The organism is Gemmatimonadota bacterium (assembly GCA_016713785.1).
Classification (GTDB): domain Bacteria; phylum Gemmatimonadota; class Gemmatimonadetes; order Gemmatimonadales; family GWC2-71-9; genus JADJOM01.
In genome coordinates this window covers 740,490-753,417 of record JADJOM010000003.1, presented here as the reverse complement: position 1 = coordinate 753,417, position 12,928 = coordinate 740,490, and the positions used below count along the sequence as shown (strand labels likewise).

General features: G+C 72.9%; 15 protein-coding genes. All 15 read right to left on the bottom strand.

Features of this window, described 5'->3' with window-relative positions:
* Positions 1 to 7: 7 nt before the first annotated feature.
* The 15 genes from secG to IPJ95_11210 all read right to left on the bottom strand — a co-directional run bounded on the left by secG (position 8) and on the right by IPJ95_11210 (position 12,876).
* Positions 8 to 370 carry a preprotein translocase subunit SecG gene (gene secG, locus IPJ95_11280; protein ID MBK7924196.1) on the bottom strand — a complete coding sequence of 121 codons (363 nt, stop codon included), beginning with the start codon at positions 368 to 370 and terminating at the stop codon, positions 8 to 10.
* 62 nt (positions 371 to 432) lie between these two features.
* A complete protein-coding gene (locus tag IPJ95_11275) occupies positions 433 to 1,185 on the bottom strand; it encodes a triose-phosphate isomerase (protein MBK7924195.1) in 753 nt (250 codons plus the stop codon).
* Entirely contained in the window at positions 1,186 to 2,373 is a 1,188-nt protein-coding gene (locus tag IPJ95_11270) for a phosphoglycerate kinase (protein ID MBK7924194.1), read from the bottom strand.
* A gap of 63 nt (positions 2,374 to 2,436) precedes the next feature.
* Positions 2,437 to 3,447: a type I glyceraldehyde-3-phosphate dehydrogenase gene (gene gap / locus IPJ95_11265; GenBank protein MBK7924193.1), complete on the bottom strand. Its 1,011-nt coding sequence runs from the start codon at positions 3,445 to 3,447 to the stop codon at positions 2,437 to 2,439.
* A 30-nt stretch (positions 3,448 to 3,477) separates the two neighbouring features.
* Positions 3,478 to 4,197 carry a ComF family protein gene (locus IPJ95_11260; protein MBK7924192.1) on the bottom strand — a complete coding sequence of 240 codons (720 nt, stop codon included), beginning with the start codon at positions 4,195 to 4,197 and terminating at the stop codon, positions 3,478 to 3,480.
* The gene (locus tag IPJ95_11255; GenBank protein ID MBK7924191.1) at positions 4,172 to 4,984 is read right to left on the bottom strand and encodes a shikimate dehydrogenase; all 813 of its coding nucleotides are present in this window, start codon (positions 4,982 to 4,984) and stop codon (positions 4,172 to 4,174) included. Before IPJ95_11255 ends, IPJ95_11260 begins: the two co-directional genes overlap by 26 nt.
* Positions 4,981 to 5,445, bottom strand: a complete 465-nt coding sequence (locus tag IPJ95_11250; GenBank protein MBK7924190.1) for a low molecular weight protein arginine phosphatase — start codon at positions 5,443 to 5,445, stop codon at positions 4,981 to 4,983. Before IPJ95_11250 ends, IPJ95_11255 begins: the two co-directional genes overlap by 4 nt.
* Positions 5,442 to 6,125, bottom strand: coding sequence for a 2-C-methyl-D-erythritol 4-phosphate cytidylyltransferase (gene ispD, locus IPJ95_11245; GenBank protein MBK7924189.1), 684 nt, complete (start codon positions 6,123 to 6,125; stop codon positions 5,442 to 5,444). Before ispD ends, IPJ95_11250 begins: the two co-directional genes overlap by 4 nt.
* A complete protein-coding gene (gene radA / locus IPJ95_11240) occupies positions 6,115 to 7,488 on the bottom strand; it encodes a DNA repair protein RadA (GenBank protein ID MBK7924188.1) in 1,374 nt (457 codons plus the stop codon). The genes ispD and radA overlap by 11 nt, the downstream gene beginning before the upstream one ends.
* A 23-nt stretch (positions 7,489 to 7,511) precedes the next feature.
* Positions 7,512 to 8,924: a replicative DNA helicase gene (gene dnaB, locus IPJ95_11235; protein ID MBK7924187.1), complete on the bottom strand. Its 1,413-nt coding sequence runs from the start codon at positions 8,922 to 8,924 to the stop codon at positions 7,512 to 7,514.
* Positions 8,925 to 9,079: 155 nt separating this feature from the next.
* Positions 9,080 to 9,988, bottom strand: coding sequence for a uracil-DNA glycosylase (locus IPJ95_11230; protein ID MBK7924186.1), 909 nt, complete (start codon positions 9,986 to 9,988; stop codon positions 9,080 to 9,082).
* On the bottom strand, positions 9,978 to 11,180 hold the full coding sequence (coaBC, locus tag IPJ95_11225; GenBank protein MBK7924185.1) for a bifunctional phosphopantothenoylcysteine decarboxylase/phosphopantothenate--cysteine ligase CoaBC: 1,203 nt from the start codon (positions 11,178 to 11,180) through the stop codon (positions 9,978 to 9,980). Before coaBC ends, IPJ95_11230 begins: the two co-directional genes overlap by 11 nt.
* On the bottom strand, positions 11,177 to 11,389 hold the full coding sequence (locus IPJ95_11220) for a hypothetical protein (protein ID MBK7924184.1): 213 nt from the start codon (positions 11,387 to 11,389) through the stop codon (positions 11,177 to 11,179). Before IPJ95_11220 ends, coaBC begins: the two co-directional genes overlap by 4 nt.
* An 18-nt stretch (positions 11,390 to 11,407) precedes the next feature.
* Positions 11,408 to 12,043: a guanylate kinase gene (gmk, locus tag IPJ95_11215; GenBank protein ID MBK7924183.1), complete on the bottom strand. Its 636-nt coding sequence runs from the start codon at positions 12,041 to 12,043 to the stop codon at positions 11,408 to 11,410.
* Positions 12,040 to 12,876, bottom strand: a complete 837-nt coding sequence (locus IPJ95_11210; GenBank protein MBK7924182.1) for a YicC family protein — start codon at positions 12,874 to 12,876, stop codon at positions 12,040 to 12,042. Before IPJ95_11210 ends, gmk begins: the two co-directional genes overlap by 4 nt.
* Positions 12,877 to 12,928 lie beyond the last annotated feature (52 nt).

Sequence of the window (12,928 nt, the reverse complement as noted above, 5' to 3'; positions counted from 1 at the left end):
CGCATCGTCACTGGGCGGGCGCCGGCGCCTTCGCCGCACCCGAGTCGGCCGCGGGGGCCGGGGCGGTCTCGATGGGAAGCGGGGCCGGCGCGGCCGCGGGCTGCTCCTGCCGCAGGCGCTCCAGCACCTCGCTGCTCGAACCCTGGCTCGGGGCCACGAGGGAGATGATCAGGGCCAGCGTCAGGAAGATCCCGCCGCAGATCCAGCTCAGCTTGGTCAGGAGGGTGGCCGCCTGGCGGCCCCCCACCACGAGATCCGTCGTTCCGCCGCCCATCGAGGCCAAGCCACCGCCCTGCCCCGCCTGGAGCAGCACGACCGCGGCGAGCAGGAGGCCATCGAGAATGAGCAGCGTCAGCAGGAAGTAGTACATGTCCGGTCCGGTGAAAGCCGGACAAGTTTAACTGGCGGCGGCGTCATTTGGAAGCGGAGGAGTCAGCGGCGGCCCACGATCGTGGCCCACCCCTCGGGATCGAGGCTTGCCCCGCCGACCAGGACCCCATCGACCTCCTCCTGACCCAGCAGCGCGGCGGCATTGCCCTGGTTCACGCTCCCGCCGTACAGCACAGGCACCCGGCCCGGGGCGCCGAGGCGCGCGAGCTCGACCCGCAGCGCCCGGTGCACCTGGGCGGCATCCTCCGGGGTGGCGTTCCGGCCGGTGCCGATGGCCCAGACCGGTTCATACGCGATGACGACGCGACCCCACTCGGCGGCCCCGACCCCGACGAGCCCGGCCCGGAGCTGTCGCAGACAGACGGCCTCGGTCTCGCCGGCCTCGCGCTCCGCCAGCTTCTCCCCCACGCAGAGCATGACCCGGAGACCCGCTCCAAGCACCGCCTGCACCTTCCGGCCGGTCTCGGCGTCGGTCTCCCCGAAGACGTGCCGGCGCTCCGAGTGCCCCACCAGCGCCCCGGCGGCCCCGGCTCCGCGGGCCAGCGGCACCGAGATGGCCCCGGTGAACGCCCCCTTGGGCTCCCAGTGCACGTCCTGCGCGCCCACGGCGATGTCCGGCCGCCCCGCGAACCCCTGCGCGGCGGCTTCCAGCGAGACCGCGGCGGGGAAGAACCAGAGCGAGCGGCCCTCGGCCGGCGCGGTCAGGGTGCAGAACCGCTCGGCGAAGGCGCGGGCCTCCGCCGGGGCCAGGTGCATCTTCCAGTTGGCTGCGAACAGCAGGGGGCGCGGCGCCATTCAGACCTCATCCAGGGCGGCCACGCCGGGGAGGACCTTCCCCTCGAGGAACTCGAGCGAGGCCCCGCCACCGGTGCTGACGTGGCTCATGGCGGTGTCGAGCCCCGCCTGTGCCACTGCGGCCGCCGAATCGCCCCCGCCGACGACGGAGATGGTGCCCCCCTTGGTGGCCTCCGCGAGGGCGTGAGCCACGGCCAGGGTCCCGTGGTCGAACGGGGGCGTCTCGAACACGCCCATGGGCCCGTTCCACACCACCGTCCCGGCACCCCGGATGCGCGCCGCGAAGTCGCGCTCGCTGTCGGCACAGATGTCGAACATCGCCCAGCCGGCGGGAATCGCGGTCCGCGCCACCGAGCGGGTCGGGACCCCTGCCTCGAGCCTCTGGGCGATCACGGCGCCCTGCGGCAGCACGAGCTTCCCGCCCGCCTTGGCCATCAGCGCCCTGGCCATTTCCACCCGGTCCGCCTCCACGAGGGAAGTGCCGGTCTCGAGCCCCATGGCGCGGAAGAAGGTGCAGGCCATCGCGCCGCCTACCAGGATCTGGTCCACGCGGGGCAGCAGGTGCTCGATGAGGTCGATCTTGCCCGAGACCTTGGCGCCACCGAGCACCGCCACGAACGGCCGCCTGGGCTGGTCGAGCGCGCCGCCGAGGTACTCGAGCTCCTTTTCCATCAGGAACCCCGAGACCGCCGGCTTGAGCAGCGTGGCCACCGCCTCGGTGCTGGCATGTGCGCGGTGCGCGGAACCGAACGCGTCGTTGACGTAGAGGTCGCCCAGGGCGGCGAAGGCGGCGGCCAGCGCGGGGTCGTTCTTCTCCTCCCCCGGATGGAAGCGGGTGTTCTCCACCACGGCCACCCCGCCCCGCGGGATCCGCTTGCTCTCCGCGGCCGCGCCGGGCGCCAGCGGGTCAGCGAGAAAGGCCACGGGGGCCCCGAGCAGCCGCTCCAGCTCCGCCGCGCAGGGCTTGAGGCTCTGCGAGGCATCCGGCCCCTTGGGCCGGCCCAGGTGCGAGAGGAGGACCACCCGGGCCCCCTTCTCACGCAGGTAGGCGATGGTCGGGAGCGAGGCCCGGATGCGGGTGGCGTCGGTGACGACGCCGTTCTTCACGGGACAGTTGAAGTCCACGCGGACCAGGGCGCGCCGGCCGTCGAGGGCCGCGGCGTCCAGCGAACGAAGCGAGCGTTTCATGGGGAGTCCTTGGGGCCGGATCCCCGCCCCCGGCGCGCGGCCGGGGCGGGGCCGGGTGTACGATCAGGCCTTCGAGCCGATGTAGCGGATGAGGTCCACGCAGCGGGCGGAGTAGCCCATCTCGTTGTCGTACCACGAGGAGACGTGGATGAGCTTGCCGTCGATGACGTTGGTGAGCGCCAGGTCGACGGTGCTGGAGTTGAGGTTGCCGATGTAGTCCACCGAGACCAGCGGCTCGTCCGAGACGCCGAGCACGCCCTTGAGGGCCCCGCCGGCCGCGGCGCGGAAGGCGGCGTTGATCGCCTCGATGGAGGTGCTCTTCTCGACCGTGCAGGTGAGGTCCACCACCGAGACGTCGGCCGTGGGCACCCGGAGCGCCACGCCGTCGATCTTCCCCTTCACCTCCGGGATCACCAGGCTGGTGGCCTTGGCGGCGCCAGTGGTGGTCGGGATGATGGAGAGCGCGGCCGCCCGGGCCCGCCGCAGGTCCTTGTGCGGCAGGTCGAGGATCTGCTGGTCATTGGTGTAGGAGTGCACGGTGGTCATGAAGCCGTTGACGAAGCCGAAGTTCTCCAGGATCACCTTGACCACCGGCACCAGGCAGTTGGTGGTGCAGCTGGCGTTGGAGATGACGTGGTGCGCCGCGGGATCGTACTTGGCGTGGTTGACGCCATAGACGATCGTGATGTCTTCCTTCTTGGCCGGGGCGGAGATGACCACCTTCCGGGCCCCCGCCTCCAGGTGCTTGGCGGCCTTGTCCCGGTCGGTGAAGATGCCGGTCGACTCGAGCACGATGTCCACCCCGAGGTCCTTCCAGGGGAGCAGCGCCGGGTCCTTCTGCGCGAACACCTTGATGCTGTCGCCGTCGACCACGATCGCGTCGTCCTTGGCCTCCACGGTCCCGCCGAAGCGGCCGTGCACCGAGTCGTACTTGAGCAGGTGTGCGAGGGTCCTGGTGTCCGTCAGGTCGTTGACGGCGACGAAGTCGAGTTCCGTGGCGCCCAGCGTCTTGGCGGCGCGGAGGACGTTGCGACCGATGCGACCGAACCCGTTGATGGCGACTTTGATCGGCATGACATCTCCAATGAGAAGCGAAACACTCGTCTATCCCAGCGGTGGTTTGGCTCGCGCAAAGGTAACCGCTTCCACGGTGCCGGCTCCAGCCTCCAGCAGGGTGACGGCGAGTTCGGCGAGGGTGGCGCCGGTGGTAAACACGTCATCGACCAGCACGACTCGTGCCCCCGCCGCCACCGCCCCGGCGTCGAACGCCCCCGCGATGTTGGCGCGTCGCGCCTCGGGGGTCAGGGCGGTCTGGCTCCCGGTCTCCCGCACCCGCCGGACCCAGTCGGTCCGGACCGGGCGGCCGGTGCGCGCCCCGAGGGCCCGGGCCAGGGCCTCCGCCTGGTTGTAGCCCCGCTGGCGCGCCCGGGCGGCCCCGAGCGGCACGGGGATGAGGACACCTTCCCCCGACCCGAGGGGCGCCACCATCCGCTGGGCCATGGGCTCCGCCACGCGGGCCCAGCCGTCGTACTTGAGCGCATGCACCGCCTTCCGCGACGGCTCGTCAAGCCAGACCGCGCTGCGGGCCCGGGAGAGGCCATCCGGCCACGAGGGACAGATGCGACACCCGGGGGCGAGCACCGCGGCGGGCTGGCCACAGCGGCGGCACTGCGGCTGGGGGAGGGAGTGCCAGCGGGACTGGCAGAGCCCGCAGATCAGCGGGTCGTCGGGGCCGGCCGGGCCGTCGCAGAGCAGGCAGGCGCCGGGCAGCAACCAGCGTTCGGCCAGCCGGCAGGCCTCACCGAGACTCGCGGAGCGCGTCATTGACCGCGGCCCGCATCACCTCGATCGGCGGGTCCTCGTCGGGGAACCAGCGGCGGAACGCGGCCGCGCCCTGCGCCACCAGCATCACGCGGCCATCGGCGGCCCGCAGGCCCTCCTGGCGCATGAGGCGGACCCAGGGGGTCTCACCCCGACCGTAGACCATGTCGAAGGCCACCTGGGCGCGGGGAGCATCATCGTGCGCCAGCGGGAGGTGATCCCCGGGCTTGAGCCCGAGCGGCGTCGCGTTGACCAGGACCTCGCACGCCTCGGCCGGGACGAGCGGGGCGCCCTGCCCCTGGCACCACGCCTCGAACGCCTGGCGCCGGCCGGCGTCGCGCGACCGGATGGCCACGCCCGCCCCGCGGGCCACGGCGGCGGCCACCGCGGCGCGCGCGCCTCCCCCCGTACCGGCGATCAGCCACCCGGTGGCGGGGGCCTCCAGGTCGGCCAGCGCCTCGAGCACCCCGTCCACGTCTGTATTGTCACCGTGAATGGCCGCGCCCTCGCCCCAGAAGGTGTTGCAGGCCCCGAGGCGCTGGACCCGCACCGTCGCCTGCTCCACCGCCGCCGCGGCGGCTTCCTTGTGCGGCACGGTCACGTTGCCGCCCCCGCCGGCCCGGGCGAGCGCGTGCAGCAGCACCGGCACCTCCGCCGCGGCGGCGCGGAGCGGCACGTACACCGCCTCCAGGCCGAGGGCGTGGAAGGCCGCGTTGTGCATGGCGGGGGAAAGGGAGTGCGCCACCGGGTCGCCGAGGATGGCGAAGACCCGGCTCCGGCCGCTGATCACCGGGGAGATTCCTTGGCCAGGCGGTTCACCGCCTCGGTGACGAGCGCCTCCAGCTCCTGGTACGTCTGCCGGTACCCGTCGAGGTCCCCGCCGAAGGGGTCGCGGACCTCCGCGTCCTCCCCCTGGCGCCCGGCAAACTCCCCCAGCAGGTGCGCCCGGGTCCCGCCCCCGAGCTGTTCCACCCGGGCGCGGTGGTGCCGCGCCATGGTGAGGATCACGTCGGCGAGGCCGACGGTCTCCTTGGTGAGCAGCCGCGCCCGGTGGGCCGAGAGGTCGAGGCCGTGCTCCAGGGCCACCAGGTAGGCGCCCTCGCTGGCCGGGGCACCGTCCCAGGCCCCGGTCCCGGCCGAGCTGACCATCAGCCCGGCGAGCCCCTTCTCCTCGAGTTTCTGGCGCAGCAGTGCCTCGGCGAGGGGGCTGCGGCAGGTGTTCCCGGTGCAGACGAACAGGATGTGCTTCACAGCAGGCGCTCCGCGATCCGCAGATCGTCCTCGGTCGTGATCTTGAAGTTGCGGGCCGATCCCGGCACCACCCGCACCGGCACCCCGGCCTGCTCCACCAGCAGCGCGTCGTCGGTGGCGCCCCCGCCCTCGCGTGGGGCGCGGGCGTGGGCCTCCTGCAGCACCCGGCGCGGGAAGCCCTGCGGCGTCTGGGCCCGGAACAGCCCGTCGCGCGGGACGGTGCGCAGGATGCGACCGCCCTCGCCCGCGGCGACCTGCTTGAGCGTGTCGCCCACGGGAATGGCGGGAACGGCGCCCTCCCCGGTCCGCGCCACCGCCGCGACGGCCGAGATGATGGCCTGGTCCACGAACGGTCGCGCCGCATCGTGCACCAGGACCACCGCACAGGCGGCCGGCAGGGCGGCGAGCCCGCAGGCCACCGAGTCGCGCCGCTCCGCACCGCCCGCGGTGACCGAGAGAGTATCACCGAGCACCTCCGCGAGCCATGCCGGAGGGTGGGCGGCGTCGGCGGCCGGCAGCACCACCACGGTGTGGGCCACCTCGGGATGGCTGGTGAAGGGCCGCAGCGCCCGCAGCAGCATCGGCACCCCGCCGAGGGGGAGATACTGCTTGGGCACCCCGGCGCCGAGCCGGGTGCCCTGGCCGGCAGCCACGATCACCACGCCCACGTCACGCGGCAAGCGCCGCCACCAGCTGGTCGATGTGGTCGAGCCCCACGAGCGTCAGGCCCTGGATCTTGCCGGCAGTCCGTCCGGAGGCGAACACCCGGCGGAAGCCCAGGCGGGTGGCCTCGACCAGGCGCCGCTCCAGCCCGCCGATGGGCCGCACCTCCCCGCCCAGGCCCAGCTCCCCGAGGAAGATGGCGTCGGCCGGGGCGGCCCGGTTGAGCACGCTCGAGACCAGCGCGGCGGCCACCGCCAGGTCGGAGGCGGGCTCGGTCAGGCGGACCCCGGCCGTGACCTGCACGAAGACGTCGAGATCGGCGAAGGAGGTCCCGCCGCGACGCTCCAGCACCGCCAGCAGCACCGCGAGCCGCTTCTGGTCCAGGCCGGTGGCCACCCGCTGCGGCGTGCCGAACCCGCTCCGGGCGGCCAGCGCCTGCACCTCGACCAGCACGGGGCGGGTGCCCTCCATCAGGGCCGTCACCGCGCTGCCGGTGCTGCCGGTGTCGCGGGCCGCCAGGAACAGCGCCGAGGGATTGGGGACCGGCACCAGCCCATGGCCGGTCATGGTGAAGACGCCGATCTCGTCGACGGACCCGAAGCGGTTCTTGGTGGCGCGCAGCAGCCGGTGATCCAGCGTGGCCTCGCCCTCGAAATAGAGCACCGTGTCGACGATGTGCTCCAGCGTCTTGGGCCCGGCGATGCCGCCGCCCTTGGTCACGTGCCCCACGACGATCACCGCCGACCCGCTCTCCTTGGCATAGCGCATGAGCCGCGCGGCGCACTCCCGCACCTGGCCCACGTTGCCGGGGGCGCCCTCCAGCAGTTCGGTGTAGACGGTCTGGATCGAGTCCAGGATCAGCAGGTCGGCCTTGATGGCGGTGGCCGCGTCGAGGATGGCCTCGAGCCGGGTCTCTCCCAGCACGTGCACCGGCCCGGCGTCTTCCTCGAGCCGGCCGGCCCGCAGGCGCACCTGCTCGGGCGATTCCTCGCCGCTGGCGTACAGCACCGTGCGGCCCGCGCCCTCGAGGCGCGCCGCGGCCTGCAGTAGCAGCGTGGACTTGCCGATGCCCGGCTCCCCCCCGACCAGGGTCATGGAGCCCGGCACCAGCCCGGAGCCGAGCACGAAGTCGAGCTCGGGCAGCCCGGTGCTCCACCGCACCAGCCGGGACTCCTCGATGTCGCGCAGCCGCGCCGGGATCGCCCCGCCCCCCGATCCGGCGCGGCCCCGGGCGCCCCCGGTGGCGCGGTGCGGCGCCGCGAGGGTGACCGGCTCCTCCGCCACGCTGTTCCAGGCGGCGCAGGCCTCGCACCGCCCCACCCACTTGGGATGGTCGTGGCCGCACTCGGTGCAGCGATAGACCGACCGGGCCTTAGCCACGCGCCCCCGCCTCCACCGCCACGCTAGACATACTCCGGCTCCTCCCGGTCGCTCATGCTGGCGAACCGGGTGAACTGCTTGTGGAAGTAGAGGTCCACCGTGCCGGTGGGCCCGTTGCGGTGCTTGGCCACGATCAGCTCCGCCTTGCCCTCGTTGCTGTTGCCGTCGCGGTCCATCTGGTCGTACATCTCGGGCCGGTGGATGAACAGCACGATGTCGGCATCCTGCTCGATGGCGCCGGAGTCGCGCAGGTCCGAGAGGATGGGCTTCCGCTCCCCGCCCCGCTGCTCCGAGGCGCGTGAGAGCTGGGACAGCGCGATCACCGGCACCTCGAGTTCGCGGGCCAGCGCCTTGAGCGAGCGGGAGATGTCGGAGATCTCCTGCACCCGGTTCTCGGCGTACATCGGGCTCCGCATCAGCTGCAGGTAGTCCACCACGATCAGGCCGACGTCGTTCTCCATCCGCAGGCGCCGCGCCTTGGAGCGCATCTCGAGCAGGGTCAGCGCCGGGGTGTCATCGATCCAGATGGGGCAGCTGGCCAGCACGCCCGCCGCGCGCGCGAGCATGGTGAAGTCGGCATCGGACAGGGTGCCGCGCCGCACCCGCTGGCTGTCCACCCGGGCCTCGGCGCACAGCATCCGCTGCACCAGCGACTCCTTGGACATCTCGAGCGAGAACAGCGCCACGCCCTTGCCGCTCTCCGCCGCGTGCGCGGCGATGTTGAGGCAGAAGGCGGTCTTGCCCATGGACGGCCGGGCCGCCACGATGACCAGGTCCGAAGGCTGGAAGCCGGTGGTCATCTCGTCCAAATCTTTGAAGCCGCTGGGGACGCCGCTAATCTCTTTGCCCTGCGCATGGAGCTTTTCGATGCGCTCCATCGTGGGCCAGAGCATCTCCTTGATCCGGGTGAAGCTGAGCCCTGCGGTCTTCACGTGCTGGCTGATCTGGAAGATCCGCGCCTCGGCGTCATCCAGCAGGTCGGCCGCGGGCACCTCCGCCTGGTGCGCCCGGGACACCACCGCGGTGGCCGCCTCGATCAGCTGGCGCAGGATGGCCTTGTCGCGGATGATCGCGGCGTGGGCCTCGAAGTTCGCCGCCGTGACCGCCGCGTCGAGCAGCTCCGCGAGGTAGACCTCCCCGCCGGCCGGCTCCAGCTCCCCCTTCCGCTCCAGTTCGTCCCGCAGGGTGATGTGATCGATCACCACCCGCCGTTCGATCAGCCGCCGCATGGCGCGGTACAGCCGCCGGTGGCCCTCGCGGTAGAACAGCGAGTCGTCGAGCAGCTCCACGGCGCGCAGCGCGGCGTCCTGGTCGAGCAGCATGGCGCCGAGCACCGCCTGCTCGGCCTCGTTGCTCCACGGGGCGGCGCGCAGCGGCGCGGCCGTGTCGGTGCCGCCCGCGCTGGCGGGGCTCGAATCGTAGGGAGGATTGGTCATCGGAAGACGGACCACCGGAACGGGGACGGGGGCGCTGACGGTCCAATCCTATGCGGGCCACCCGTCACGTGCAACGCGCCGCTCGGGCGTCCACATCATCCACATCGCGTCCACGCGACATCCACAGGCTTTTCCACGCGGCGGCGGCCCCCGGCCTAGCGATCGAGCAGCTGGCGCGCCACCCGCACGTCGTCCCAGGTGGGCTTCTTCCAGTTGGGATTCCGCAGCAGCGCTGCGGGATGGTAGGTCACCACCAGCGGGATGCCGGCGTACCGGTGCACCTGGTTGCGGAGGTCGCCCAGGCTGCGCTTGACCCCGAGCAGCCACTCCGCCGCCGTGCCACCCATGGCGAGCAGCACCGTGGGCCGCACCAGCGCGATCTGCCGGTGCAGGTACGGCAGGCACATCGTGGCCTCGTCGGGCAGCGGCTTGCGGTTCTGCGGCGGGCGGCACTTCACGATATTGGCGATGAACACCGATTCCCGCGGGCAGTCGATCGCACCGAGGATCTGGTCCAGCAGCTGGCCCGCCGCCCCCACGAACGGGCGGCCCGTCTCGTCCTCGGTGGCGCCTGGTCCTTCCCCGATGCACATGAGGCGGGCCGTCGGGTTCCCCTCCCCCGGCACCGTCTGCTTCCGCCCCTGGCACAGTCGGCACTTCTCGCAGCCGCGGATGAGGCTGGCCACGGCCTCCAGCGACTCCGCACGCGTGATCTCGTCGCCGAGCAGCGTGACCGTCGGTGGCTCCACCACCAGCCCGGGCCCCGGGATCGGGGGCGCGTCCTTCCTCCACTTCTGCATCGACGGGTCGGCCATGCGGGGGCTCGGCGCGGGGGGCGGTGGGACGACGGGAGCGGCACTCGGGGGCGGCGTGGACGGCCCGGCGGGCGCGACCGCCGGCGCGGCGCCCGGACTCGGCGCCGCGGCGGAGGCACGTGGTGCAGGCACGGGGCGGCGCCCCGCGGTGGCGCGGAGTTCCCGCGCCGCCTCCGCGGAGGAGAGGACGATCTCCGGGTCGCCCAGCTCCGCCTGCTGTCGCAGGTAGCGGGCGGCCCTATCGTCCAAGCTGCCGCTCCACGCGGTCGAGGATGGCGTCGGCCACGACGCGCTTGGATCCGAGGGGGACCCCGAGTTCGCCGCCGTCACGGTCGAGGATGGTCACCCGGTTGGTGTCCACCTCGAACGCGGCCCCGGCCTCCAGGGCGTCGTTCACCACGATGAGGTCCAGCTGCTTGCGCGCCAGCTTGGCGCGGCCACTGGCCACCGCGTCGCCCGTCTCGAGTGCAAAGCCGACGATGAGGCTCCCCGGCTTCCGCGCCTCGGTGGTGGCCTGCAGGATGTCCGGCGTCGGTTCCATCTCGATCACCACCGCCCCGCCCTGACGCGGGCGCTTGGTGGCGGCCGGGGCCGCGGGCCGGTAGTCGGCCGGCGCGGCCGCCATGATCAGCACGTCGGTGGTGGGCAGCAACCGCCGCACGGCCTGCTCCATCTGGACGGTGGTGTCCACCCGGACCAGGTCCACGCCCACCGGGGCCGCCAGCCCCACCGGTCCGCTCACCAGGGTGACCGTGGCCCCACGCTCCCAGGCGGCCTCCGCCAGGCGGTAACCCATCTTGCCGCTGGAGCGGTTGGTCACCACCCGGACCGGGTCGATGGCCTCGCGGGTGGGGCCGGCGGTGACGAGTACGCGGCGGCCCGCCAGCCGGGAGCGCTCGTGCAGCAGCCGCGCCGCGTGGGCCAGGATCACCTCGGGCTCGCTCATCCGCCCCGGCCGGTCGGAGGGCCCCTCCGCGAGCGACCCGACCTCCGGACCCACGCACGCGAAACCCCGCGTGGCCAGGGTGGCGAGGTTGGCCTGGGTCGCGGGGTTGGCGTACATCTCATCATTCATCGCCGGGGCCAGCAGCACCGGCGCGGTGCGGGCCAGCAGCAGCGTGGTGAGCAGGTCGTCGCCCAGCCCCTGGGCCACCCGGGCAATCAGGTGTGCGGTGGCCGGGGCCACGATCAGGAGGTCGGCGGCCTGGGCCAGGCGCACATGCTGCAGCGCGGCGTCGCGGGTCCACAGCGAAGTCAGGACCGGCCGGCCGGAGAGCGCCTCAAAGGTGAGGGGCCGCACGAACTCCGCGGCCCCCTCGGTCAGGATGACGTCCACCCGCGCGCCCGCCTCGGCGAGGCGCCGGACGAGGATGCAGCTCTTGTAGCTGGCGATCCCCCCCGACACCCCTACGACGACATGCCGGCCCTCCCACACGGTCACGCCTCGGAACGGCGCCGGCGGGAGATCTTGTACTCGAGGTCGCCGGTGCAGAGCTTTTCGAGCGCCTGGGTGGTCATCTTGGTCTGCTTCTCGATCAGGCGCTCCTTCGGCAGCTCGTTGATGTGGCGGGCGAACTTGGCCGCCACGAGCACGCCGAGGTACTTGTTGCCCGCCTGCCGGGCCGCTTCGGTCGGGGTGTAGATCTTCATCGTGCCTGCTCCTGTGGGTTACAGCTGCGTCGCGGCTTCCGCGATCTCGCGCCGGAGCCGCTCGGTCCGGATATCCAGGTCGTCCTGCCGTGCCACGCGGCGCCCCTCGGCGTCGAGGATGCCGAGCACGTCGTGCACCGCCTGCTCCAGGTCGGCGTTGACCACCACGTAGTCGTACTCGCCCACCGCGGCCAGCTCCCCCGCCGCGATCGCGAGCCGCCCGTCGAGCGCCGCCCGGTCCTCGGTGCGCCGCGCGGCCAGCCGCTCCACCAGCGCCCGGCCCGTCGGCGGCACCACGAACACCAGCACCGCGCCGGCCAGCTGGCGCCGCACCTGCCGCGCGCCGTTCACTTCGATGTCGAGCACCACGTGGCGGCCGGCGGCGAAGTGCCGCTCCACCTCGCTGCGCAGGGTGCCGTAGCGCCGCCCGTTGTAGCTGGCGTGCTCCAGGAACTCCCCGCCCATCACCCGGGCCTCGAACTCCTCGGGGGTCAGGAACCAGTAATCCTTGCCGTGCACCTCGCCGGGCCGCATGGCGCGGGTGGTGGCGGAGATGGAGTACCCCACCGCGGGCCGGGCGGCCAGGACCCGCCGCGCGATGGTGGTCTTGCCCCCGCCCGAGGGGGAGGAGAGCACCAGGAGGAACGGCGTCACTCCAGGTTCTCCAGCTGCTCGCGGAACTTCTCGAGCTCGCCCTTCATGGCCACCACCTGCTGCACGATCTCGGCATCGTTGGCCTTGGCGCCCATCGTGTTCACCTCGCGCCCCAGCTCCTGCGCCAGGAAGCCCAGCTGCTTGCCCACCGGCTGGTCCTTGCCCAGTGCCTCGCGGCACGCGGCCACGTGGGCGGCGAACCGCACCAGCTCCTCGGTGATGTCCAGCTTGTCGGCCAGGAACGCGAGCTCCTGCGCCAGCCGCTGCTCGTCCACCGTCCGGCCATCGAGCAGCTGGGTCACGGCGGCGCGCAGCCGGTCCCGCTCCCGCGCCACCCGCTCCGGGGCCCGCCGTGCCACCACGGCTGCGGCGGCCTCCATCAGCTCGAGCCGGTGCCGCAGCTCCGCGGCCAGCACCCCGCCCTCGCGACGCCGCATCGCCTTGCAGTTGCCGATGGCTTCCGCCACGAGCGGCTCCAGATCGACCCACTCGACCGCCGGGGTCTCTTCCCGCCCGGTGGTGATGACCTCGGGCTGCCGGACGATCATCGACAGGTCCACCTGGCCCGGCACCCCGAGGGCGCGCTGCAGGTCGCCGAGCGCCAGCGCCACGGCGCGGGCGCGCTCCAGGTTCACCGTGAAGCCGGCGGTGTGGCGCTCCGGCGCTTCGGCCCAGTGCACGCCCACGCTCACGTGCCCGCGATCGAAGTCCTTCCGCAGCCGCTCCCGCAGGTCTGCTTCCAGCGCCGAGAGTTCGTGGCTCAGCTTGAGCGACGGGTTGAAGTGACGGTGGTTGACCGTCCGGATCTCCACTCGGATGCGACCGCCGGCCACCGGGCCCTCGGCTGCTCCGAACCCCGTCATGCTGTAAGGCACAAGCGTCTCC

Coding starts and splice junctions, on each gene's coding strand:
- secG (MBK7924196.1), bottom strand. CDS start 370: ATGTACTACTTCCTGCTGACGCTGCTCATTCTCGATGGCCTCCTGCTC.
- IPJ95_11275 (MBK7924195.1), bottom strand. CDS start 1,185: ATGGCGCCGCGCCCCCTGCTGTTCGCAGCCAACTGGAAGATGCACCTG.
- IPJ95_11270 (MBK7924194.1), bottom strand. CDS start 2,373: ATGAAACGCTCGCTTCGTTCGCTGGACGCCGCGGCCCTCGACGGCCGG.
- gap (MBK7924193.1), bottom strand. CDS start 3,447: ATGCCGATCAAAGTCGCCATCAACGGGTTCGGTCGCATCGGTCGCAAC.
- IPJ95_11260 (MBK7924192.1), bottom strand. CDS start 4,197: ATGACGCGCTCCGCGAGTCTCGGTGAGGCCTGCCGGCTGGCCGAACGC.
- dnaB (MBK7924187.1), bottom strand. CDS start 8,924: ATGACCAATCCTCCCTACGATTCGAGCCCCGCCAGCGCGGGCGGCACC.
- IPJ95_11220 (MBK7924184.1), bottom strand. CDS start 11,389: ATGAAGATCTACACCCCGACCGAAGCGGCCCGGCAGGCGGGCAACAAG.